Genomic DNA, 23245 nt, shown 5'->3' with positions numbered 1-23245 from the left:
TCGACTCCAGAAAATCAGACGAGGGGTTGGTGAATGACGCTGCGCAGGCGTGAACGCATCGTAGGTTTGCCCCCCGTTTTCCCGGTTGTAAGCGCTGTCTGCTAAATTGAACGTATGCGACATCCCAAGCAAACCCCTACGCGTGTCGCGCCGCCCGGGAAGGACGCTGGCAAGCACTTGGTCCACCGCCTCGACGGTTCGCAGAGCCTGGACACGGCGGCGGCCACGTCGGTGCCGCCGGACGACGCCGTGGAGTTGCGCATCGGCATCCTGCTGTGGCCGCGTTTCCCCCTGCTGTCACTGGCGGGCCTGTGCGACGCGCTGCGCCACGCGGCCGACCTGGGCGACCAGAGCCGGCAGGTGCGCTGCTCATGGAGCGTGCTGGGCCTGCCCGGCACCCGCATCACCGCCAGTTCCGGCGTCGAGATCCCCGTGCAGGAAGCGTTGGACTCGGGCACGAAGTTCGACTACATCGCCGTCATCGGCGGCCTGCTGCCCTTCATGGACGATGTGGAACCGCATTACCTGGCGTTCCTGCGCCGGGCCGATGAAGCCGGCGTTCCGCTCATCGGCATCTGCACCGGCACCTTCGTGCTGGCGCGCGCGGGACTGATGAAGGATCAGCTGGCTTGCATCCATCCTTTCCACGTGGACGACTGGAAGCGAATGTTCCCCAAGGCGCGCTTCGCGACGAACTGTGACTACGTGTTCGACGGCCCGCGGATCAGCTGCGCGGGCGGTGTGTCCATCATCGAACTGGCCACGGAGCTGATCCGCGTCCATTGCGGCCCCGACCGGGCCGCCAAGGTCGTGCACCAGATGTCGGTCTCGCAGCGCTCTTCCTCCTCCCACATCGCGCGCCGGCATGCGCTGGGTTATGCCTCCGCCGACAACGAGAAGTTGCGCCAGGCCATCATCCTGATGGAAAAGAACCTCTCCATCCCGCTCGAAATCAGCGTCATCGCCAAGCTGGTGAATTCCAGCAGCCGGCAATTGGAGCGTGTGTTCCTGGCCGAAACCGGCGCATCACCTTCGGAGTTCTACCGGAACTCCCGATTGAAATACGGTCGCTGGCTGTTGACCACCACCGATTCAACGATCAACGACATCGCCTTCGAATGCGGCTTCTCCGACGCCGCGCACTTCATTCGGCACTTCCAGCAGTGCTACGGCGTCGCACCCGGACGGCTCCGAAAGGCCTTGACGAGCACCGGCACGCGCGTCCCCTCGCGCAGCAGCGAAACCAGCACGTCATGACCATGGCACGCAATATTGAAATCAAGGCGCGGATGGACGATCGCGCCCAGGTCCTGACCCGCCTCACGCCTCTGGCCACCTCCGGCCCGACCGAGATCGCCCAGGACGACACCTTCTTCCGATGCACGTCGGGCCGACTGAAGCTGCGCGACTTCGGTGACGGCACGGGCGAACTCATCCACTACCACCGCGCGGACGAGGCGGGCCCCAAGGTGTCGTCCTACGTCCGTTCGCCGACGGCGGAGCCCGACACACTGCGGCAGGCCCTGACGCTGGCGCACGGCCAGATCGGCCGAGTACACAAGCAGCGCACGCTCTACCTCATCGGGCGCACGCGGGTGCACCTGGACCGGGTCGTCGACCTGGGCAATTACCTCGAACTGGAAGTCGTGCTCGCCGACCACGAAGCGGATGCATCCGGTACGCAGGAAGCGCAGGACATCATGGCGGCGCTGGGCATCGCGCCCACGTCGCTGGTGCAAGGCGCCTACCTGGACCTGCTGGCCGCAAGGCGCTGAGCCCTCGGGGGTCCACGCGTCGACGTCCGTGCAACGCGCCTTGGGACAGCGACGCACATTCGGCCAGCGGTGAGGGACCCGCGGCATAAGTTCATGAGTTTTTATTGCTTGGTTCCAGGCGGTCAGACCTCTACAGTGCGCCCTCTTTGCCTGACCCGACTCTGGACCGACCATGCCTGCCTCCGACCGCTCTCTCGCCTCGTCCACCGTGGACACCCGTCGCCGACGCCTGGGAAGCGCACGTGTGATAATTCCGAGCCGAAGACCGCGAAAAACGACCGCCTGCATTGACGATGTCTGGCCCCTGAGCCAGCGTCCCCGGCAGACAGTCGCGCACACGCCCCCAGCGCCTAGCGTGGGTCGGCCAGCGTTTCCCCCGACATCCCGTCGGATACCTGTTGCGAGCAACCGTGCCTGCCACGCCTTGCCCGCCACACTAGGAACGCGCCATGAACCACAGTCCTCTCCTCGTTATCTACCTTTGCGTCGCGCTGGATGCCATGGGCATCGGCCTCGTCTTTCCCATCCTGCCAACGCTGGTGCGGGACGTCACTCAGACCGCCAACGTCGCGCCTTTCATCGGTCTCATGGCTGCGCTGTATGCGGCCATGCAGTTCGTCTTCGCGCCTGTGCTCGGCGCACTCAGCGACCGGCTGGGCCGGCGCCCCGTCATGCTGCTGTCGCTGGCCGGAGCCACCATCAACTACCTGCTGCTTGCGTGCGCTCCCTGCCTCGGGCTGCTTCTGCTCGGACGCGCCATCGCGGGCCTGACCAGCGCCAACATGTCGGTCGCCACCGCGTACATCACCGACATCTCGCCCGAAGCAACACGCGCCCGCCGTTTCGGTCTGTTCAATGCCATGTTCGGCGCGGGTTTCATCATCGGGCCAGTGCTGGGCGGTGCGCTCGGGGACCACTGGGTACGACTGCCCTTCCTCGCTGCGGCCGCGCTGAACGCCATCAATTTCCTGCTCGCCTGCCTCATGCTGCCGGAGTCGCGCCACGCCAGCCCCGGCTCGACACGCATCGACCTCGGCAGCCTCAATCCGCTGAGGCCGTTGCGCTGGGCACTGTCGCGAAAGCGCCTGCTGCCCCTTATCCTGACCTTCTTCATTCTGAGCACGACGGGCGAGGCCTATGGCATCTGCTGGGCCCTGTGGGGCGCGGATGCGTTTGGATGGAATGGCTTCTGGATCGGTCTGTCGCTCGGGACTTTTGGCGTCTGCCAGACCCTGGTGCAGGCCCTGCTCCCCGGACCGGCCAGCCGCTGGCTCGGCGAACGCCGCGCGGTGCTGACAGGCATCGCCTGCGCCTGTGTCGCGCTGGCGGCCATGGCCTTTCTCCGCCAGGGCTGGATGGTCTTTGCCGTCATGCCGCTCTTCGCGCTGGGCAGCATCGGCACACCAGCCTTGCAAGCGCTGGCAAGCCGCCAAGTCCATGCCGAACTGCAGGGCCAGTTTCAAGGCGTCTTGATGTCGGCCGTCAGCCTGGCCTCCATCGTCGCCCCGCTCGCGTTCTCGACCTTCTACTACGGCGTTCAGTCACACTGGCCCGGCGCCATCTGGCTGCTGGTGGTCGTGGTCTATGCCGTGGCGGTGCCACTGGTTCTGTTGGGCACGCGGACATCCGGAGGCCCCAAGACCGTCGCTGTTTAGCGCGCTACCGCCAGCAGCGGATGCCATGCCGCATCTCGTGGAAAACCAGTGCGGCTTCACGTCGAGGAATCCGGATCATCCCCCGTCGCTGCGTCGCAGGCTGGTCCATTGCGGCCCGCACTTAGCCAGAACAACCGTGGTCAAGTTTGTGGACAAGTCCCTGAACAAGTCCGGCAAGCCACGCCGGCATTGGCCTGGCGGGCTTTGCTCATTCAACAGGCAGACGACGTGAGGCTCAGCCCCGCGCCAGCACGGGCGCCAGCGCCACCCCCGTATGCGTGCCCAGCCGCACCACCTCCTCCGGCGGCGCGGCGGCGACGATGCGTCCCCCACCGGCTCCACCCTCGGGGCCGAGGTCGATGATCCAGTCGGCTTCGGCGATGACGTCGAGGTCGTGTTCGATCACGACCACGCTGTGGCCACCGTCGACCAGGCGGTGCAGCACGCGGATGAGTTTTTCCACGTCGGCCATGTGCAAGCCCACCGTGGGCTCGTCCAGCACATAGAGCGTGTGCGGTGCCTTCTGCCCGCGCCGGGTCACGTCGTCGCGCACCTTGCTCAGTTCCGTCACCAGCTTGATGCGCTGCGCTTCACCGCCGGACAACGTCGGTGAAGGCTGCCCCAGCGTGAGGTACCCCAGGCCCACGTCCTTGAGCAGTTGCAGCGGGTGCGCGATGGAGGGCATGGAGCCGAAGAATTCCACGGCCTCGTCCACTTCCATCTGCAGCACGTCACCGATGCTTTTCCCGCGCCAGCTCACCGCCAGGGTTTCGGGGTTGAAGCGCGCGCCATGGCAGCTTTCGCAGGGCACCTTCACATCGGGCAGGAAACTCATCTCGATGGTGCGCACACCCTGACCCTCGCAGGTCGGGCAGCGCCCCTCGCCGGTGTTGAAGCTGAAGCGCCCCGGACCGTAACCGCGCGCCTTGGCCTCCAGCGTTTCGGCATAGAGCTTGCGGACGGTGTCCCAAAAGCCGATGTAGGTCGCCGGGCAGGATCGCGGGGTCTTGCCGATGGGGGTCTGGTCCACTTCCAGCACCCGGTCGATCTGCTGCCAGCCGTCGACGGCCGCGCAGCCGCTCCAGGCCGGATGCGCGCCCCGGCCCTGGGCATCGCGCCCGGCCTTGGTCGTGCGCTGCGCCACCGCCGCCTCCACATTGACCAGCAGCACGTCTCGCGCCAAGGTGGATTTGCCGGAACCGCTGACGCCCGTGACGGCGACCAGGCGATGCAGCGGCAACAAGGCATCGACGGATTGCAGGTTGTGAAGGTTCGCGGCCGTCACCGAGAGCCAACCGGTTTCGCCCACGGCCCGGCGCGGCTGCAGCGGATGCCGGATGGCATGCAGCAGGTAACGGCCGGTCTGCGAGTCCTGTGCCTGGGTGAGGTCGCTCACGCGGCCCTGGGCCACCAGGCGGCCGCCGCGCTTGCCGGCGCTGGGGCCGATGTCGATCAGGTGGTCTGCGCGGCGGATGGTGTCTTCGTCGTGCTCCACCACGACCAGGGTGTTGCCACGCTCGCTCAAGGTGTGCAGGGCATCGAGCAGGATGCGGTTGTCGCGCGCATGCAGGCCGATGGTCGGTTCGTCCAGCACATAACAGACGCCTTGCAGATGGCTGCCCAGCTGCGCGGCCAGGCGGATTCGCTGAGCCTCGCCGCCGCTGAGCGTGGGCGCGCCACGGTCCAGGGTAAGGTAGCCTAGGCCCACTTGCGCCAGGAACTCCAGCCGGCTCTTGATCTCGGGGATCAGATCGCGTGCGATGTCGCTCTCGCGCTGCGTCAGGCGACCTTGCGAGGCCAGGGTGTCAAGCCAGCGCCGGATGTCGTCGACCGACAGACGGGCGATGTCGGCGATGCCCACGCCGCTGAACTTCACCGCCCGCGCGGTGGCGTTCAGGCGCGTGCCTTCGCAGCCGGGGCAGACCACGTCGCCCACATCTTCCACCTCGGGCTCGGCGAAGGTCTGCTCGCGGCCGCGTTCCTTCTCGTCGCGCACGGAATCGTCGAGTACCTTGCGCTGGTCCTTGGTCAGCTTGACGCCCGTGCCCACGCAGTCCGGGCACCAGCCATGTTTGCTGTTGTAGGAGAACAGGCGCGGGTCCAGCTCGGCGTAGGAGGTGGCGCAGACCGGACAGGCGCGCAAGGTCGAAAACACCTGCAGTCGACCGATGCCCGCCGTGCCGCCGCCGCTCTGCATCGCCTCGGCCAGGCCCTCGAGATCGCTGAGCACGTGCAGCACGCCCTTGCCGTGCTCCAGTGTCGTCGCCAGCTTCTCGCGCAGCAGTGCTTCGTTCTCTGTCGACACGGTCAGGCTGGCAACCGGCAGTTCGATGCTGTGTTCCTTGAAGCGGTCGATGCGTGGGAAGCCCGTCGTCGGCAGGAAGGCACCGTCCACGCGCAAGTGCGTGTAGCCACGCGGGCGCGCCCAGTCGGCCAGCTCGGTGTAGACGCCTTTGCGGTTCATCACCAGGGGCGCGAGAAGACCGATCTCTTGGCCCTTGAACTGCTTCATCAGTTGAGCAAGGATGCTTTCCACCGTCTGAGGCTGCACCGCGGCACCGTCATGGATGCAGTGCTGCACGCCCAGCTTGACGTAGAGCAGTCGCAGGAAATGCCAGACCTCGGTCGTCGTGCCCACCGTGCTCTTGCGCCCGCCGCGCGAAAGGCGCTGCTCGATGGCCACCGTCGGCGGAATGCCCCAGACCGCGTCCACCTCGGGTCGGCCCGCCGGCTGAACGATGCTGCGCGCGTAGGCGTTCAGGCTTTCCAGGTAGCGTCGCTGCCCCTCGTTGAACAGGATGTCAAAGGCCAGGGTGGACTTGCCCGAGCCCGACACGCCCGTGATCACGTTGAACTTGCCGCGTGGAATGTCCACGCTCAGGTTCTTGAGGTTGTGCTCCTTGGCATTGACGATGCGGATGGCATTGCCCACGCCATCCCCCCGCTTCACGGCGGGCTTGCGGCCCGGCGTGAAAGCACTCAGGTAAGGCCGCGCATCCCCTTCGTGAGCCGTGTGCGCTTCGCCCATGGCGTGGGCGTATTCACGCAAAGCCCGCGCGGTGTGGGAGGTCGGGTGCTGGCGCAGCTCTTCCGGCGTGCCCACGGCCACGATCTGACCACCGGCCTCGCCACCCTCGGGACCGAGATCAATCAGCCAGTCGCTGGCGCGCATCACGTCCAGGTTGTGCTCGATGACCAGCAGCGAATGCCCGGCGTCCAACAGCTTGCGCAGCGCGCGCATCAGCTTGGCAATGTCGTCGAAATGCAGGCCCGTGGTCGGTTCGTCGAACAGAAACAGGGTGCCCTTCTTCGCGATGAACTGGCGGCTGCCGGCGGCACGCGCTGCTTCGGCCAGGAAGCCGGCCAGCTTGAGGCGCTGCGCCTCACCCCCCGACAAGGTGGGCACGGGCTGGCCCAGGCGCACATATTCGAGGCCTACGTCCACAATGGGCTGCAAGGCGCGGATCACGTCTCGGTCGGAATGACGCCCCCACGCTCCGCCGCTGCGCGGGTCGCTGCCCCCCGAGGGGGCTGGGTCGCCTTGGGAACGGCCCTGCGGCGACCCGTTAAAAAGTTCCGCCGCTTCACTGACAGTGAGCTCCAGCACGTCCGCGACGTTGAGAGTCCGGCCAGCGCGCTCAATTGTGACTTCCAGGATCTCGGGCCGGAAGCGCTTGCCGTCGCAATCCGGACAACGCAGGTAGACGTCGCTCAGGAACTGCATCTCCACGTGCTCGAAGCCCGAACCGCCGCAGGTCGGGCAGCGACCGTCGCCACTGTTGGCGCTGAACTTGGCGGCGGTGTAGCCACGTTGCCGGGCCAGCGGCGCATTGGCAAAGATCTCACGGATCGTGTCCCAGGCACCGACGTAACTTACGGGGTTGGAGCGCGCGGTCTTGCCGATGGGCGACTGGTCCACGAACACCACGCCCGCCAGTTGCTCCGCGCCCAGCAGATGGTCGTGCGCGCCGGGCGTCTCGGTGGCCTGGCCGAAATGGCGCATCAGCGCCGGGGCCAGCACGTCCTGGATCAGCGTGGACTTGCCCGAACCCGAAACACCGGTCACGCAGACCAGGCGCTGCAGGGGAATGTCCACCGACACGTTCTTGAGGTTGTGCTCGCGCGCGCCTTCCAGAATCAGGCGCGGTGTGTTCGCAGCCACCATGCGCTTGAAGCCCATGCCAATCTGCCTGCGCGCACCCAGGTAGGCGCCCGTCAGGGTGTCGGCGTTTTTCAAATCCTCCGTGCTGCCGTCGAAGACGATCTGCCCGCCGCGCTCGCCCGGGCCAGGGCCCATGTCGATCATGCGGTCGGCTGCGAACATCACGGCAGGGTCGTGCTCCACCACCACCAGGGTGTTGCCCGCGTCGCGCAGGCGCTGCATGGCCTCGATGATGCGGTGCATGTCACGCGGGTGCAGGCCGATGCTGGGTTCGTCCAGCACGAAGAGCGTGTTGACCAGCGAGGTACCCAGGGCTGTGGTCAGGTTGATGCGCTGCACCTCGCCGCCGCTGAGCGTGCGGCTTTGCCGGTCCAGCGTGAGGTAGCCGATGCCCACGTCACAGAGGTACTTCAGGCGCGTGTTGATTTCTTCGTAGAGCAGCCGGAGCGCCTGGGCGTCCCCCGCGTTTCTGGCTTGCGTCTCGCCCACGGCATCGGCATTCGACCCCTCGGGTTTGTGTTCGGCAATGCGCGCGAAGAACACGCGCAGCCTGTCCAGCGGCATCAGCATCAGGTCATGCAGGCTCAAGCCCGGCAAGGCCTCGAGCTGTTCTTGGCGCCAGTCCGTGCCCACGGGCATGAAACGCTGGAACGGTTGGCCCCCAGGCTCGGCACGGTCGTGTCCCTTCTGCGCCCCAAGGGGGCTGTCGGCGCCTGGGACGGTTGGACGCGAGGACGGCGCCAGCACCGCGTCCGCGTCTTCTTTCGTGCCGATGCGCCACAGCAGGCTTTCGGTCTTGAGGCGCGCGCCGCCGCAGACCGTGCAGGGCGTGTAGCTGCGGTAGCGCGAGAGCAGCACGCGGATGTGCATCTTGTACGCCTTGCTCTCCAGGTAGCCGAAGAAGCGGCGCACGCCGTACCACTGCTTGTTCCAGTTGCGCTCCTTGAAGCCGGGCACGCCTTCGATGACCCATTCCTTCTGCGCGGCAGTCAGCTTGGCCCAGGGCGTGTCGCGCGGAATGCCCGCAGCCTCGGCGTGACGCATCATGTCGTCCTGGCACTCGGCCCAGGCCGGGGTCTGGAAGGTCTTGATGGCCCCGGAACGCAGCGTGAGTTTTTCATCGGGAATGACCAGGCCGAAATCGACACCGATCACACGGCCGAAGCCCCGGCAGGTGTCGCAGGCCCCCACCGCCGAGTTGAAAGAGAACATGGAAGGAATCGGTTCCGCATAGCGCAGGTCGCTCTCGGGGCAGTGCAGGCCGGTGGAAAAGCGCCAAACCTCTTGGTTGTCTTCGTCCCCGGCATAAACGTTCAGCCGCCCCCCCCCGCGCTTGAGCGCAACCTCGATGGCTTCGACCACGCGGGCGCGGTCGGCGTTCCCCAGACGGAAACGGTCAGCCACCACGTCGAGGACTTTGACTGCCCCCAAGCTCGGCACTGGCGTGTCCTCGCCGCCCCCCGAGGGGGCGCTCGCTTGCTTGGGGCGGCCCGGCGCAGCGCTCGTTTGCGGGCCGCGTACCTCCTCGCGCTCGGCCTGCACACGCGTGAAGCCGCTGGCGGACAGCCATTGCTCGACTTCCTGCGCGGCGGTGTTGCCCGGCAGTTCCACCGGGAAGGTCAACACCAGGCGTGGGTCATTGCTGGCCTGGGCGCGCTCCACCAACTGCGCGTAGATCGAATCCGGTGTGTCATGCCGCACCGGCAGCGCGGTCTTGCGGTCGAACAGCTGGCCGGCGCGGGCGAAAAGCAGCTTGAGGTGGTCGTTCAGCTCCGTCATCGTGCCGACCGTGGAACGCGAGCTGCGCACCGGGTTGGTCTGGTCGATGGCGATGGCGGGCGGCACGCCCTCCACCCGGTCCACCGCCGGTTTGTCCATGCGGTCGAGGAACTGGCGTGCGTAGGCACTGAAGGTCTCGACGTAACGGCGCTGGCCTTCGGCATACAGCGTGTCGAAAACCAGGCTGGATTTGCCCGAGCCGCTGGGCCCGGTGACCACGGTCAGCTCACCCGTGCGGATGTCCAGGTCCAGGTTCTTGAGGTTGTGCTGGCGCGCCCCCCGGATGCGGATCAGGCCCTGCTCCAGCCCTGGAGACTCTTGGGGCGCGTGCGTCTGCGCTTTTGCTGCATGCTTGCTTGCGGTGCTGCCCTGGGTCATGACGGTGGCCGTGGAAAAGGTTCGGGGCGAACATTCTAGGGCGAGGGGGCGCTGCGTGTGCGCAGGCCGCTTAAACCATCAGGCAACAGGCGGCCTTTTCCGATTTCACGGGCTTTGCCCACAGTTACTTAGCTGGTGCAGGCTCGGGCGCGTGCACGGCATCGGCGCCGTGCTTCTCACCGCTCATGTCGACCTTGTCACCGGCGACGGAGATGAAATACAGCGCGACGACGGCGAATACGACGAACCCAACAGCAATCTTCCACATGGTCTTGCATTTTCCTGAACAACAAAAGAAGAAGGCCCCCGCCTGGGGGCCTTCGGCCACCCCGGCGACGCCGGGGCCGCGGATCGACTCAGGTGATGGTCATCACCTCAGTCGTTGGCGTAGATGTCCACGTCCTTGGTTTCGCGCACGAACAGCGTGCCGATCACCAGCGTCATCGCGGCGATGATGATGGGGTACCAGAGGCCGTTGTACATATTGCCGGTCTGCGCCACGATGGCGAAGGCCGTGGTGGGCAGCAGGCCGCCGAACCAGCCGTTGCCGATGTGGTACGGCAGGGACATGGAGGTGTAGCGGATGCGGGTCGGGAACATTTCCACCAGCATGGCGGCGATCGGGCCGTAGACCATGGTCACCAGGATCACGAGGTAAGCCAGGATGATGACCATCATGGTCTTGTTCATCTTGGCCGGATCGGCCTTGGCCGGGTAGCCCGCTTCCTTCAGCGTCTCGGCCACGGCTTTCTTGAACTCGGCGTCCTTGGCCTTGACTTCGTCGGCGGTGATGCCCTTGGCGCTGTAGCCCTGGATGACCTTGTCGCCCACCTTGATCATGGCCGGCGTGCCTGCGGGCGCCACTTCGTTGTCATAGCTCACGGAGCTGGCGGCCAGCACTTGCTTGGCGATGTCGCAGGAGCTGGTGAACTTCACCGTGCCCGTGGGGTTGAACTGGAAGGAGCACTCGCCCGGATCGGCGACAACCACCACATGGCTCTTTTCCTGGGCGACGTACAGGTCGGGGTTGGCGGCCTTGGTCAGCGCCTGGAACACCGGGAAGTAGGTCAGCACGGCCAGCAGGCAACCGGCCATGATGATGGGCTTGCGGCCGATCCTGTCCGACAGCGAACCAAAGATCACGAAGAAGGGCGTGCCGATCAGCAACGCGGCGGCGATCAGCAGGTTGGCCGTGATGGCATCCACCTTGAGCTGCTGCGTCAGGAAGAACAGCGCGTAGAACTGGCCCGTGTACCAGACCACGGCCTGGCCGGCGGTCAAGCCGATCAGGGCCAGGATCACGATCTTCAGGTTCTTCCATTGGCCGAAAGACTCGGTCAGGGGCGCCTTGGAGTGCTTGCCCTCGGCCTTCATCTTCTGGAATGCTGGGGACTCGTTCAGCGTCAGGCGAATCCAGACCGAGATACCCAGCAGGACGATGGAGACCAGGAAGGGAATGCGCCAGCCCCAATCAGCGAAGGCGGCTTCACCGGTCGCGGTGCGCACGCCCAGGATCACCAGCAGCGACAGGAACAGGCCCATCGTGGCCGTGGTCTGGATCCACGAGGTGTAGGCACCGCGCTTGCCGTGCGGGGCATGCTCGGCCACATAGGTGGCCGCGCCGCCGTACTCACCGCCGAGCGCGAGGCCCTGCAGCAGCCGCAGGCAGATCAGGATGACCGGAGCGGCCACGCCGATGGTGGCGTAGTTCGGCAGAATGCCCACGACAAAGGTGGACAGGCCCATGATCAGGATGGTCACCAGGAAGGTGTACTTGCGACCGATCATGTCGCCCAGGCGGCCGAACACGATGGCGCCGAAGGGACGCACGATGAAACCGGCCGCGAAAGCCAGCAGCGCGAAGATGAAGGCAGAGCCCGCATCCAGACCGCTGAAGAACTGCTTCGCGATGATGGCCGCGAGCGAGCCATACAGGTAGAAGTCGTACCACTCGAAAACGGTGCCCAGCGACGAGGCAAAGATCACCTTGCGCTCTTCGGGGCTCATCGGCCTTGCGGCCTGGGTTGCAGCCATGTTTTGTCTCCTTGTTGACGCATGAAATCCCCGGCGCGGGGAGGCTGGCGAATTCTTGAAGCCATGGCTGACGGACTTCTTACACAGCCCGCTAGGACTAACCCGTGAAACTCAGGGTTCCCCCTGAACTTGCGCGTGGCTCAGGGACCAGATGCGCGATTTTTTTGCGCGCGGGGCAATGCCCATGATGCGCGCAATGTCATCGCACCGTCACTGCTGCTGCGCGGCTGGCGCGCCGAGCGCGGAACGCGTGGGCATGAAGGCCTCGGGCACGTCGTCGCGCTTGAACCAGGGATCGCCTTCCAGACAAGCACGCAACATGGGCAGGCTGTCCAGCCCCCAGAACAGGCGCCCCTCGCCAGGGCCCTCGTGCACGACGAAGCTCGGCGCGCCGAAAGCGCCAGCGGCCACGGCTTCGTCGGTGTTGGCCCGCAAACGCAGCTTCACGGCTTCGTCCTCCGGCGTCACCACCGGCCCCCCGTGCACCGCCTGGGGACCCAGCAGTTGCTCGCGCAGGGCTTGCAGGCGCTGAGGGTCGTTGGCGTCAAAGCCATCCTGCCAGACATGGTGGAACAGCGTCTCGCAAACGTAGCGGTTGGGGTCCCCGCCCGCGGCGGCGCCGCCACCGCTCATGCCGCAGGCCACGGACAGGCGCAGCAGGGGCAGGGGATTGAACGGGTGCTCGGCCGGCATGCGCAAGGGCACGCCCTGCTGATGTCCCAGCCACCGCACGTGGCGGTAGGTCCAGGCCCGCTTGGCGGGGATCTCGGCGGGCGCCTTGGACTGGTGGTGCTTGATCAGGGCGCCGAGCAGCATGGGGCGGTAGCTCACGCTGTAGCTCAAGCCTTCGAGGGCCCGGGGCAGTTGCGCGAACGCCAGCCAGGCATAGGGCGAGATGAAGTCCAGATAGAAGACGATGTGTTTCATGTGTGCTCCTCCTTGTGTTGTGATCGATGTGCTCAGGCGGTTCGCGACACCGTCACGTCCACCACGGGCGCGCCTCCCGTGAGGTGCGGCAGATCCTGCGGACGCAAGCGGAACACGCCGTGTGGATGCCCCGCGGCGGCCCAGATGTCGTCGAAGCGGAACAGCTCGCGGTCGATCAGCAGCAACGCAGGCTCCCGATGGCCAATGGGTGACACGCCGCCGATTGCAAACCCAGTGCGGGCCTTGACGAAGTCCGCGTCCGCGCGGCCCAGCTTACCCACCAAGGCTTCGACCTTTTGCTCGTCGACGCGCAGATCCCCCGAAGTGATGACCAGCACCGCTGTCTCCTGCGCCGGTTCGCCCTCGCCCGCTGCGCCACCCTTGCGACGAAACACGATGCTCTTGGCGATCTGCCCGAGGACCACGCCCAAGGCGTCCGCCGCCTGCTGCGCCGTGCGCGCGGCCTCGTCCAGCATCACCGGCGCATGCGGATGCCCCTTGGCCTGCAACAGCGCGGCCACGCGCTGCACGCCCTCGGGCAAAGGTTTCAGTTCAGCACCACACATTCCAACATCCTTCACATCCCAAAAGAGAAGACCCCAGCGCCACGGTTTGCCCGACCTCAGATGAGTGGTTCGAGCCGGATTTCCTCGGGCCCGGGCGATGGCTTGGCCTGCTCCCGACGCGCGCTTTCCAGCGACGCCTGCACGACCTGGGCCATCGCCAGGCGCACCTGGCGCGCGCGCGCAGCCGCGACGTCAACCGGCACGCCGCCGTGCGTCAAGGTCTCGGGTGGCGCGACGGGCGGGGCGGGCACTGCCGCGTGGATCGCGGAAGCGGGTGACGTTTGCGCCGCCACGGCCAAGCGCGGTGGGGGGTCGGGCACAGGCTCCGCCGACGTGGTGCTTGCCTCGCCGGGCGCCGGGGCCAAAGGCGGAATGGCCGGAACCAGTTCTTCTGCAGGCCCCTGCGCCCTAGGCGTATCGGCCGGCCCGGGCGAGGCCTCGCGGGTTTGCGCCGCATCGGACGCAGGCATCGCCGGGGCCGCGGTATCCGGCTCCAAGGGGTGCGCCTGGCCCTCTTGGGCAAGCGTCTGGGCGCCTGAGTCGGCCACGAACAGCACCTCGTCCACCGGTGTCGGCTCGGGCGGCAACTCCCCCTGCGCAGCCGACCGGCGCAAGGCGCCCCGGCGACGCGCGGTTCGCTCGTGCTCACGGGCATCATCCAGTCGCGTCAGCACGCGGCCCCAGACCGTGCGGCGGTGTTCGTCGTCCAGGCGCGGCCAGTTCGTGATTTCCTCCAGGCTGCGCAGGCAGACCGGACACAGGCCGGTGGTGGTGCTGACCTTGCACAGGGTGCAGAACACGGGCAGGTCGCTGGGCGGCAGGTAGTGCCGCCGCACGCGCTCGGCCAGCCGGGCCTGTCCTTGCTTGTCCATCATGCTCACGCTCCCTCGTCCTTGTTGGTGTTGCCCATGGCCCGATGGCCGTTGCGTTCAATAGCCCTTGAGCGGGTCCACCAGCCCCGCGATGGCCTCGCCCCGCTCCAGCCGCGCAATCTTGCCGGCAATTTGCGCCACGCTCTCGTCGCGCAGGGTGCGCGCCGCCGTGTGCGGCGTCACGGTGATCCTGGGATGGGTCCAGAAGGGGTGGCCCGCGGGCAGGGGCTCCTGCCGGAACACATCCAGGGTCGCGCCCGCCAGGTGGCCACGGTCGATCAGGGGAATCAGGTCCTCCTCGACCAGGTGCCCGCCACGCGCCACATTGATGAGGTAGCCCCCAGGCATGAGCTGCGCGAGCGTGTCACGGTTCAGGATGCCTTGGGTCTCGACGGTCAAGGGCAGCAGGCAGACCAGCACCTTGCTCGCGGCAAGAAAGGCCGGCAGTTCGTCCCGGCCCGCGTAGCACTGCAGGCCGGGCAGGCCCAGGTCTTCGGCGCGCCGGGGGGCGCGGCTCCAGCCCCGCACCGGGAAGTCCAACCCCTGCACGGCCCGCGCCACGCGCTGGCCCAGCACGCCCAGACCCAGGATGCCGACGGGCCAATCCTGCCGCAGGCGCGGCCGGCGAAAACCCCAGTGGCCCTGGGCTGCCTCGGCCTCGTAGGCATCGAATTCGCGGAAATGCCGGACCAAGGCATGGAGCACGTACTCAGCCATCTGCGCGGACATGCCCGCATCGTCCAGGCGCACCAGCCGCAGGCCAGGGGGGAAACGCAGTTGCGTGATCGCGTCGACGCCCGCGCCCAGGTTGAACAGGGCCTTCAGGCGGGTCTGCTCGTCCAGCAGGCGCTGCGGTGGCGCCCACACCAGGGCATAGTCGCCCGGTGGCGCACCGGGCTCCCAGAGCGCCACCTCCGCCGCGACGCCCGTCCCGGCCAGGGCCTGTCGCAGCGCGGACAGCCAGGGTTCGGGACGGAAGTCTTCGCCGTGGAAATAGATTTTCATGTCGTTGATTGGATCGACCGCCTGCGCAGAATTCAACAGAGTCAGGACCGCAGGTGTAACAGACCGGCACGCCCCCCAGGGCGAGGGTGGGAAAATAGACCGCTTCCGCCTTTCAAAAATCGTAACAAAAACCGGAGACAAGCGAGGCATGCCGCGTACGGCGGCAGGTGGCGCTACGCGCCCGCATGCCTTGCGCCGTCCAGGACCTGGATGCGGGCTTGCCCGCGCCTGTCAAGGCCCTGCACTTTCCGGCACGGGATTTGCTGCTCATGCGCTCTCGCCCTTCCAAAAACATGCCCGTCGCTCTGCCCCCCCGCCCGACCCCGCCGTTCCCCACACGGCCCCGCCCTCGGTGCCGGCCGGTTCCCCGTCGGTCGCGCCCCCGGCCCGCTCACGACGGACCACCCTGCTCAGCGTGCGCGAACTGGACCGGGCCCGCGTGCTCGACACCCTGATCAACAACCTGGACGGCATGGCCTACCGCTGCCTGAATGACGCGCACTGGACCATGGTCTTCGTCAGTCAGGGCTGCCTGGCGCTCACCGGCTACACGCCGCAGGAACTGGTGCACAACGCCGTCGTGAGCTGGGAACAGATCACCCACCCGCTGGACCGCGAGCGCGTGCGCACCTCGGTCGCCACCACTTCCTCCACCAATCTGCGCTTCGCGGTGGACTACCGCATCGTCGCCAAGGATGGCACCGTCAAATGGGTACACGAACGCGGCGTGGCCGTGGCCGACGAACAAGGCACGCTGGTGATCGAGGGCTTCATCGAGGATGTCACCGCGCAACGCAGTCTCGCCGAGGCCCAGCAGGCCGCCGAGCAGCGCTACCGCCACATCTTCGAACATGCGTCCGAGGGCATCTTCCAGTCCTCGCCCGAGGGCCAATACCTGGCCGTCAACCCGGCGCTGGCGCGACTGTATGGTTATGACGACGCGCAGGCGCTGATCACCGGCCTGCAGAACATCAGCCGCCAGCTCTATGTGAAGGAGGGCCAGCGTGAGCTGTTCCGCCAGATGATGGCCGAACAGGGCGAGGTGCTCAATTTCGAATCCGAGATCTACCGCGCCGACGGCTCGCGCATCTGGATCTCGGAGAACGCGCACACGGTTTGTGATGCCGAGGGCAAGCTGCTGTATTACGAGGGCACGGTGCAGGACATCTCCGAGCGCCGTCGTTACCAGCAGGAACTGGAACACCAGGCCAACCACGACACGCTGACCGGCCTGCCCAACCGCATGCTGCTGAGCGACCGGGTGGAACAGGGCATCGCCCGCGCCGAGCGCCTGGGCTACCACCTGGTGGTGGTCTTCATCGACCTCGACCACTTCAAGTTCATCAACGACAGCCTGGGCCACGACGCGGGCGACGAGCTGCTCAAGGAAGTCGCGCTGCGGCTACGCCGCTGCCTGCGCTCCTCGGACACCGTGGCACGCCTGGGCGGAGACGAATTCGTGCTGCTGCTGGCCGACCATTTCCGGGCCAGCACGGTGATCGACCAACTCCAGCGCGTGCTGGGCGAAATCGCGCGACCGGTGCAACTGTCGGGCCGCGAATTCCAGGTCGGCGCCAGCCTGGGCGTGGCCATGTACCCGGGCGACGGCGAGGACGCGCTCAGCCTGTTCAAGCACGCGGATGCGGCCATGTACGCGGCCAAGGGCAACGGACGCAACAACTTCCAGTTCTTCACGCGCGAGCTGAACCACGTGGCGACCGAGCGACTGCACCTGGAGGCGGCGCTGCGCCACGACATTGATCACGACAGCTTCGACGTGCACTACCAGCCCAAGACCGACGCCAATCGCCGCATCATCGGCATGGAGGCGTTGGCGCGTTGGCGCCCCTCGGAATACGGCCCCATCAGCCCGGACCGATTCATCCCGATCGCGGAGGACAGCGGCCTGATCCTGCCACTGACCATGACCATACTGCAACGCGCCTTCATCGCGACCCGGCGCTGGAACGAGGGGCGAGACCTGAAGCTCAACCCGCTGCGCATCGCGGTCAACCTCTCGCCGCGCCTGTTCCTGAGCGACGACATCGTGAGCCATGTGCATCGCCTGCTGCGCGAGGCCGATCTGGCCCCCGAGCTGGTGGAACTGGAAATCACCGAGACTGTCTTCATGAGCCGCAGCGAGCGCGTGCTCGAAACCCTGATCCAGTTCAAGCAGCTGGGCATGCAACTGGCCATGGACGATTTCGGCACGGGCTATTCGGCCCTGAGCTACCTGCGGCGCTTTCCGCTGGACATCATCAAGATCGACCGCTCCCTGGTGACCGGCATCGAGCGCGAGGAAGAGGTGGCCATGATCGCGCGCGCGGTGCTGTCACTGGGCCAGAGCCTGCACAAGACCGTGGTGGCCGAGGGCGTGGAGAACCAGGCGCAGTTCGACTTCCTGCGCAGCCAAGGCTGCGATGAGTTCCAGGGTTACCTGCTGTCGCGGCCTCTGGACGAGGCCAGCATGACGGCGCTGCTGCAGGCCCATGGCGGCTACATCCCCATGCCCCTGAACGTCGAGGGCGCGCTGCTCGCCTCGCACTGAGCCTGCGACCGCCCTTCGGCGGATCATGGGTTCAGCGGGCCAGCAAGCCGGGCAGTTCGCGCATGTCGGTGAACAACTGCGCCGCGCCGGCGTGCAGCAGGGCGGCCTGCTGCACGGCATGCCGTCCCGCGTCCACGAGCACCGGCGCGTAAGCGAACACACGGGCGCCCGCCGCCACGCCGGACTGGACGCCCGCCACCGTGTCTTCCACCACGGCGCAGCCTTCGGCGGCCACGCCCAATGCGGCCGCGGCGGCCAGGTACACATCGGGGTGGGGCTTGGAACGTGGCGTTTCATGCCCGCTGAAGATGCGCCCTTCGAAATAGTCGTACAGGCCGACCTTGCGCAACTGCAGCTCCACCTTGCCTCGGTCCGCGCCCGAGGCGCAGGCCATGCGTCCCTGGCAGGCGCGATGCACCCGCGCCACGGTCTCGTGAATGTGCGCGATGGCGGTGAGCCGGGCCTCCAGCGCTGCGTTGCGCCGCGCATAGAAGGAGTGCAGCCAGTCCTCGGTGAAAGGCAGGCCCGTGCGCGCCTCGATCTCCGCGCGCTGCTCACGCACTGCGCGACCGATGAAACGCGCCTCGCATTCCTCCTGGGTCATCGACCAGCCGCGCTCCTCCAGCATGTCGCGCAACACGCCGTTGGTGATGGGTTCGCTGTCCACCAGCACGCCGTCACAGTCAAACAACACCGCCTCGTAATTCATCGTCTCGATTTCCATGCGGCCGATCATAGCCAGCACGCGTCCGTGAGGGACCGATGGCGATCTGGCCAGCGCGTCGCGTGCAACTGGCTCTAAGACCCACGCCGCACCCGCGCCATAGTCGCCCCATCCCCGAACCCGGATGGCCCCGCCCATCACCCCACCGCCCCGGAGCCCGACCCATGAACGCAGCCGCCCCACTCAACAACGCCGCCGTACGCCAGCTCGAAACCGAGCTGGTGCTGTCGTCCTGGTCGGTACAGAGCCAGCTCAATCCCCTGGTCATCGCCGGCGGCGCGGGCTGCATGCTCTGGGACTACGAGGGCAACCAGTTCCTGGACTTCAGTTCGCAGCTCATCAACACCAACATCGGTCACCAGCACCCCAAGGTGGTCAAGGCGATACAGGATCAGGCCGGGCTGCTGTGCACACTCGCGCCCTCGAACTCGACGGCGGTGCGCGGTGAGGCGGCCAAACGCATCTTGGCGCGCGCACCCAAGTCCGGCCCTCGGAGTTTCAAGAAGATCTTCTTCACCAACGCCGGCGCCGACGCGAACGAAAACGCCATGCGCATGGCGCGCCTGTACACGGGCCGCGACAAAATCCTCTCGGCCTACCGCTCCTACCATGGCAACACGGGCTCGGCCATCGTCGCCACCGGCGAGGCACGGCGCGTGCCCAACGAATACGCGCGCGGCCACGTGCACTTCTTCAACCCCTACCTCTACCGCAGCGAGTTCAACGCGACGAGCGAAGCCGAGGAGTGCGAGCGCGCCCTGCGCCACCTGCGTCGCGTGATCGAGGCCGAAGGCCCGGCCAGCATCGCGGCCATCCTGCTGGAATCGATTCCGGGCACGGCGGGCGTGCTGGTGCCGCCACAGGACTACCTGAAGGGCGTGCGCGCCCTGGCCGACGAGTTCGGCATTCAGCTGATCCTGGACGAGGTGATGGTCGGCTTCGGCCGCACCGGCGCCTGGCTCGCGCTGGACCACTTCGACGTCCAACCCGACCTGGTCGTCTTCGCCAAGGGCGTGAACTCGGGTTACGTGCCCGTGGGCGGCGTGATGATCTCAGACCAGATCAGCGACTTCTTCCAGAACCGTTTCTACCCCGGCGGCCTGACCTACTCCGGCCACCCGCTGGCCATGGCCTCCGTCATCGCCACGCTGGACGCCATGGCCGAGGAAGGCATGGTCGAGAACGCGCGCCGCATAGGCGAAGACCACCTCGGCCCGGGCGTGAAGGCGCTGGCAGCGCGCCACCCCATCATTGGCGAGGTGCGCGGCAAGGGGGTGTTCTGGGCGCTGGAGTTCGTGAGCGACCCCGTCAAGCGTACGCCGCTGCCGCCCGCGCGCCTGGCTGAACTCAAGGCCGCCGCGCTGCGCCGGGGCCTGCTGGTTTTCGCGGTGGAAAACCGCTTTCACCTCGCCCCGCCGTGCATCGTGGACGGGGAACAGGTGAAACAAGCGTTGTCGGTCCTGGACGAGGTGCTGACGGAGCACGGGAAAATTTAAACCTCGTCGCAATCCTGCAGGCGAGAACAGGCTACACCCGCGCCATCACATCCGCCAGCAACTCGATGCCCGGCGCGATGCGCTCGGCGCTGATGGCGGAAAAGCCGAGACGGAAATGCCGGTCCGGCGGATGGTTGTCGAAGAAATGGGGCGCGCCCGGCTCGATCAATACGCTGCGGCGCGAGGCCGCCCAGGCCAGCTTCTGCGCGCTGACGGCTTCAGGCGCTTGCAGCCAGAATGCCGACGCTCCTGAGCCCCCTGCACATGCGCAACCGTCCAGGTGCTGCTCGATGGCGTGGCGCAGCGCGTCGTGCTTGCGCGCGTGGGCTGCGCGGTAGCGACGCAGGTGCGCGTCGTAATCCCCCTCGGCCAGGAAGCGGGCCAACAGGCGCTGGGCAGGCAGGGGCGCGTGGCGCAGCATCAGACGGCGCAGGGCGCGCAGCTCACGCACCAGTTCCTCGTCGGCCACCAGGTAGCCCAGGCGCAGGCCCGGGCCCAGGCTCTTGGAAAAGCTGCTCAGGTAGATGACCCGGCCATGCCGGTCCGCCGCCTTGAGCGCGGGCGGCGGGTGGCTGGAGAGATCGAGGTCGGCATCGTAGTCGTCCTCGATCAGCACCTGGTCGCGTAGGTGCGCCTGTTGCCACAGTTGCGTGCGCCGCTCGGCGCTGAGCGTGACGCCCGTGGGCACCTGGTGGCTGGGCGTGATGTAGACGTAGTCGCAATCGGCGAGTCCTTCGTCGAGGCAGAGGCCGTGCCCGTCCACCGCGTGCAGGGAGATATCGGCGTTCTGCATGGCAAATACATTCCAGGCGTCGCGAAAGCCCGGGTTCTCCAGCCCGACGCGCACGCCCGGCCCCATCAGCAGGCGCGCCAGCAGGTAGAGGGCGTTCTGCGACCCCTGGGTGACCAGGATTTCACCCGGCGCAGCCTGAATGCCGCGCTTGGGCAGCACCCGGGTGCGCAGCTGCGTGATCAGTTCGGGGTCATCCTGGTCCACCGCGTCACCGATCCAGAAGTCGCGGTGCCTTTTCGATTGCAGCGTCTCGCGCGCCGCACGGCGCCAAGCCGCAGCGGGGAACAAGGCGGGATCGGCCTGACCATAGGCAAAAGGGTACTGGAACTGCCGCCAGTTGCTGGGCCGCAGGATGCCCTGGCGCGGCCCGGCCGGCTGGCGGATGCGTGCGCCCCAGCTTGGGGAGCGTGCCGTGCCCGCTGCCGGGTCATGGGCCTCGACGCTGACCGCGCCCGAAACGGCCCCTCCCTGTGGGCCGCTTGCCAGTTCGCGGTAGTCGGGGTGCAGGTAATAACCGCTGCGTGGGCGGCTTTGCAGGAAACCTTTTTCCAACAAACTCTCGTAAACCAGGGCCACCGTGTTGCGCGCCACCGAAAGCTGGCGCGATAGGTCGCGGCAGGAAGGCAGGGGCTCGTCGGGTGGAAAGGCTCCGTGCAAGATGGCATCCACCAAGGCCTCGCGCAACTGCTCCTGCAAGCCCCGCGTGCGCTCGAAGTCCAGGTGGAAGTAGTGGTCGATCACATCCAGCTTCAAGCAAGGGGCGTACCCGAAAAAGCTGGCGCGGGCTGCCGAGGCCCAGGCAGCGCGGGCCACGCGGCAACTGGCCAAGGCAGCTTGCGCAACTGTCACCATCGCCGCCCGCTTGCCTGGGTGCGCGGTGTGGCCCAAGGCCCGAACCTTGCATGAATCCGGTCATCCTTCAACGACCGACCGGAGCAACCATGGCCCCCCTGACTGTTTCTTCCGTTCCCGCCTCCTTCCAAGCCGCCGCGCGTTCCATCGCCCGCACGCTGGCGGTGGTCCTGGCCCTCTCTGCGGCGGCCCTGTCGGCGCATGCCGACCTCGCCGACATCCAGAAGAAAGGCGTGTTCAAGGTCGCCACCGAGGACGACTATCAGCCCTTCAACTACATCCAGGACGGCAAGCCGGTGGGCTTCCACGCCGACATGCTGGTCGACCTGCAGAAATTCATGGCCAAGAAGAGCGTCAAGGTCCAGCAGGAAATCCTGCCCTGGACGGGCCTGCTTGCCTCCGTCGCGGCGGGCCAGTACGACATGGCTTACACCGGCGCGCTGGTGACGGAAGAGCGCCTGAAGGTCTTCAACTTCACGCCGCCCTTCGCCTCGGCCCAGCACTTCTACATCAAGCGCGCGGGCGACAAGAGCCTGGGCGACATCCCCACCTTGTCGGGCAAGACCGTGGGCGTGCAGGCGGGCAGCGCCCTGCTGGCGCGCCTGCCCGAGCTGGAAGCCATGCTGACCAAGGTCGGCGGCAAGCTGGGCAAGGTGGTGGAGTACCCCTCCTACCCCGAAGCCATGGCCGACCTCGCCAACGGCCGCCTGGATTACGTGATCGACGCCGTGGTGCCGGCCAACACCATCGTGGCAGCCAAGCCCAAGGTCTTCGCCAAGGGCGTGGCCGTTTCCGGCGGCGGCTTCGCGGGTTGGCCCATTCCCAAGAACAACCCCGAGTTGCTCAAGCTGATGACCGAATTCATGGGCGAGCTGCGCAAGAGCGGTCGCCTGGCCGAGCTGCAGAAGAAGTGGTTCGGCGAAGCCTTCCCGGCCCTGCCCACCGAACCCATCACCAACTACGAGCAATTCAAGAAGCTCGCCGGCATGTAAGACCACGACGACTGGGAACCTGAACCAACACCATGGACGAACAAGCCTGGCGCATGCTGTTCGCCGGGGCCTGGGTCACGGCCTGGACCTCGGGTCTGGCCATTGCCATGGGCGTGGTGATCGGCCTGGGCCTGGCGCTGCTGCGCATGGCGCGCGTGCCGCTGCTGGACCCGCTGCTCGCCGCCTGGATCAGCTTCGCGCGCGCCACGCCCCTGGTGACACTGGTGCTCTTCATCTTCCTGGCCTCGCCCAAGATGGGCTTGTCACTGAACCGTGAAGTCGCCGCCGTGCTGGCGCTGACCATCAACACCTCGGCATTCAACGCCGAGGTCTGGCGTTCGGCCTTCCGGGGCTTCTCGCGTGAGCAGCTGGAAGCGGCTCTCGCCTGCGGCATGACGCGGCTGCAAGCCTTCCACCGCATCATGCTGCCTCAGATGGCCGTGACCAGCATGCCGGGCCTGATCAACGAAATGACCTTCCTGGTCAAGGGCAGCCCGGCGATCGCCGTCATCGGCATGGTGGACCTCACGCGCGTGACCAACCGCATCGCCGCAGTGACCTACGAGCCACTGCCGCCCATCCTCGCGGCGGCGGTGCTCTACATGGCACTGATTGCGCTGATGGTGAAACTGCAGGCCCTCGCGCAGCGCAACGCGCATCGGCTCGCGATGTAAGGACACCGCCGGC

16 protein-coding genes are annotated in these 23245 nt (G+C 66.8%); 7 read left to right on the top strand and 9 right to left on the bottom strand.

The features are described 5' to 3' along the window. The first annotated feature begins 114 nt into the window (after positions 1–114). The 3 genes from DW355_RS05145 to DW355_RS05135 all read left to right on the top strand — a co-directional run bounded on the left by DW355_RS05145 (position 115) and on the right by DW355_RS05135 (position 3430). Entirely contained in the window at positions 115–1257 is a 1143-nt protein-coding gene (locus DW355_RS05145) for a GlxA family transcriptional regulator (RefSeq protein WP_131278252.1), read from the top strand. Positions 1258–1259: 2 nt separating this feature from the next. Continuing rightward, positions 1260–1775 (top strand): class IV adenylate cyclase, encoded by a 516-nt coding sequence (locus DW355_RS05140; protein ID WP_131278251.1) that lies wholly within the window; start codon positions 1260–1262, stop codon positions 1773–1775. 449 nt (positions 1776–2224) lie between these two features. Continuing rightward, a complete protein-coding gene (locus tag DW355_RS05135) occupies positions 2225–3430 on the top strand; it encodes a TCR/Tet family MFS transporter (protein WP_131278250.1) in 1206 nt (401 codons plus the stop codon). Between the two features lie 235 nt (positions 3431–3665). Here DW355_RS05135 and DW355_RS05130 read toward each other — a convergent pair whose 3' ends face one another. From DW355_RS05130 to DW355_RS05105, 7 genes are all read right to left on the bottom strand, one after another. Further along, entirely contained in the window at positions 3666–9677 is a 6012-nt protein-coding gene (locus DW355_RS05130) for an excinuclease ABC subunit UvrA (protein ID WP_131282329.1), read from the bottom strand. A gap of 196 nt (positions 9678–9873) precedes the next feature. Further along, entirely contained in the window at positions 9874–10017 is a 144-nt protein-coding gene (locus DW355_RS17785) for a hypothetical protein (RefSeq protein WP_165493123.1), read from the bottom strand. Between the two features lie 107 nt (positions 10018–10124). Continuing rightward, the gene (locus DW355_RS05125) at positions 10125–11783 is read right to left on the bottom strand and encodes an MFS transporter (protein ID WP_131278249.1); all 1659 of its coding nucleotides are present in this window, start codon (positions 11781–11783) and stop codon (positions 10125–10127) included. A 210-nt stretch (positions 11784–11993) separates the two neighbouring features. Continuing rightward, positions 11994–12710, bottom strand: coding sequence for a 2-hydroxychromene-2-carboxylate isomerase (locus tag DW355_RS05120; protein ID WP_131278248.1), 717 nt, complete (start codon positions 12708–12710; stop codon positions 11994–11996). Between the two features lie 32 nt (positions 12711–12742). Continuing rightward, complete coding sequence (locus DW355_RS05115) at positions 12743–13276, bottom strand: YbaK/EbsC family protein (protein WP_131278247.1); 534 nt, start codon at positions 13274–13276, stop codon at positions 12743–12745. A gap of 56 nt (positions 13277–13332) precedes the next feature. Continuing rightward, positions 13333–14151 carry a DUF1289 domain-containing protein gene (locus DW355_RS05110; RefSeq protein ID WP_131278246.1) on the bottom strand — a complete coding sequence of 273 codons (819 nt, stop codon included), beginning with the start codon at positions 14149–14151 and terminating at the stop codon, positions 13333–13335. A 54-nt stretch (positions 14152–14205) separates the two neighbouring features. After that, entirely contained in the window at positions 14206–15153 is a 948-nt protein-coding gene (locus DW355_RS05105) for a 2-hydroxyacid dehydrogenase (protein WP_131278245.1), read from the bottom strand. 352 nt (positions 15154–15505) lie between these two features. Between DW355_RS05105 and DW355_RS05100 the strand changes: the two genes are divergently transcribed. After that, positions 15506–17701 carry a bifunctional diguanylate cyclase/phosphodiesterase gene (locus DW355_RS05100; RefSeq protein WP_131278244.1) on the top strand — a complete coding sequence of 732 codons (2196 nt, stop codon included), beginning with the start codon at positions 15506–15508 and terminating at the stop codon, positions 17699–17701. Between the two features lie 31 nt (positions 17702–17732). On the opposite strand, the gene DW355_RS05095 is transcribed toward DW355_RS05100, so the two are convergent. Beyond that, the gene (locus tag DW355_RS05095; RefSeq protein WP_131278243.1) at positions 17733–18425 is read right to left on the bottom strand and encodes an HAD family hydrolase; all 693 of its coding nucleotides are present in this window, start codon (positions 18423–18425) and stop codon (positions 17733–17735) included. 164 nt (positions 18426–18589) lie between these two features. Between DW355_RS05095 and DW355_RS05090 the strand changes: the two genes are divergently transcribed. Next, positions 18590–19921 carry an aspartate aminotransferase family protein gene (locus DW355_RS05090; RefSeq protein ID WP_131278242.1) on the top strand — a complete coding sequence of 444 codons (1332 nt, stop codon included), beginning with the start codon at positions 18590–18592 and terminating at the stop codon, positions 19919–19921. A 31-nt stretch (positions 19922–19952) separates the two neighbouring features. Here DW355_RS05090 and DW355_RS05085 read toward each other — a convergent pair whose 3' ends face one another. Beyond that, positions 19953–21602 (bottom strand): PLP-dependent aminotransferase family protein, encoded by a 1650-nt coding sequence (locus tag DW355_RS05085; protein ID WP_242671302.1) that lies wholly within the window; start codon positions 21600–21602, stop codon positions 19953–19955. 53 nt (positions 21603–21655) lie between these two features. Between DW355_RS05085 and DW355_RS05080 the strand changes: the two genes are divergently transcribed. Beyond that, the gene (locus DW355_RS05080) at positions 21656–22558 is read left to right on the top strand and encodes a transporter substrate-binding domain-containing protein (RefSeq protein WP_165493122.1); all 903 of its coding nucleotides are present in this window, start codon (positions 21656–21658) and stop codon (positions 22556–22558) included. A gap of 32 nt (positions 22559–22590) precedes the next feature. After that, positions 22591–23232, top strand: coding sequence for an amino acid ABC transporter permease (locus tag DW355_RS05075; protein ID WP_131278241.1), 642 nt, complete (start codon positions 22591–22593; stop codon positions 23230–23232). The last annotated feature ends 13 nt before the right edge of the window (positions 23233–23245 follow it).

The sequence above is a fragment of the Hylemonella gracilis genome, from assembly GCF_004328645.1.
Taxonomy (GTDB): Bacteria; Pseudomonadota; Gammaproteobacteria; order Burkholderiales; family Burkholderiaceae_C; genus Hylemonella; species Hylemonella gracilis_B.
The sequence above is the reverse complement of the archived record's forward strand: the minus strand, read 5'-3'. Positions and strand labels throughout refer to the sequence as shown.

What these genes read in the sequence shown, in the direction of transcription:
- DW355_RS05110 (WP_131278246.1), bottom strand. Translation starts at nt 14,151, where the DNA reads ATGATGGACAAGCAAGGACAGGCCCGGCTGGCCGAGCGCGTGCGGCGG.
- DW355_RS05125 (WP_131278249.1), bottom strand. Translation starts at nt 11,783, where the DNA reads ATGGCTGCAACCCAGGCCGCAAGGCCGATGAGCCCCGAAGAGCGCAAG.
- DW355_RS05095 (WP_131278243.1), bottom strand. Translation starts at nt 18,425, where the DNA reads ATGGAAATCGAGACGATGAATTACGAGGCGGTGTTGTTTGACTGTGAC.
- DW355_RS05080 (WP_165493122.1), top strand. Translation starts at nt 21,656, where the DNA reads ATGGCCCCCCTGACTGTTTCTTCCGTTCCCGCCTCCTTCCAAGCCGCC.
- DW355_RS05090 (WP_131278242.1), top strand. Translation starts at nt 18,590, where the DNA reads ATGAACGCAGCCGCCCCACTCAACAACGCCGCCGTACGCCAGCTCGAA.
- DW355_RS05140 (WP_131278251.1), top strand. Translation starts at nt 1,260, where the DNA reads ATGGCACGCAATATTGAAATCAAGGCGCGGATGGACGATCGCGCCCAG.
- DW355_RS05105 (WP_131278245.1), bottom strand. Translation starts at nt 15,153, where the DNA reads ATGAAAATCTATTTCCACGGCGAAGACTTCCGTCCCGAACCCTGGCTG.
- DW355_RS05145 (WP_131278252.1), top strand. Translation starts at nt 115, where the DNA reads ATGCGACATCCCAAGCAAACCCCTACGCGTGTCGCGCCGCCCGGGAAG.
- DW355_RS05135 (WP_131278250.1), top strand. Translation starts at nt 2,225, where the DNA reads ATGAACCACAGTCCTCTCCTCGTTATCTACCTTTGCGTCGCGCTGGAT.
- DW355_RS05115 (WP_131278247.1), bottom strand. Translation starts at nt 13,276, where the DNA reads ATGTGTGGTGCTGAACTGAAACCTTTGCCCGAGGGCGTGCAGCGCGTG.
- DW355_RS05120 (WP_131278248.1), bottom strand. Translation starts at nt 12,710, where the DNA reads ATGAAACACATCGTCTTCTATCTGGACTTCATCTCGCCCTATGCCTGG.
- DW355_RS05075 (WP_131278241.1), top strand. Translation starts at nt 22,591, where the DNA reads ATGGACGAACAAGCCTGGCGCATGCTGTTCGCCGGGGCCTGGGTCACG.
- DW355_RS17785 (WP_165493123.1), bottom strand. Translation starts at nt 10,017, where the DNA reads ATGTGGAAGATTGCTGTTGGGTTCGTCGTATTCGCCGTCGTCGCGCTG.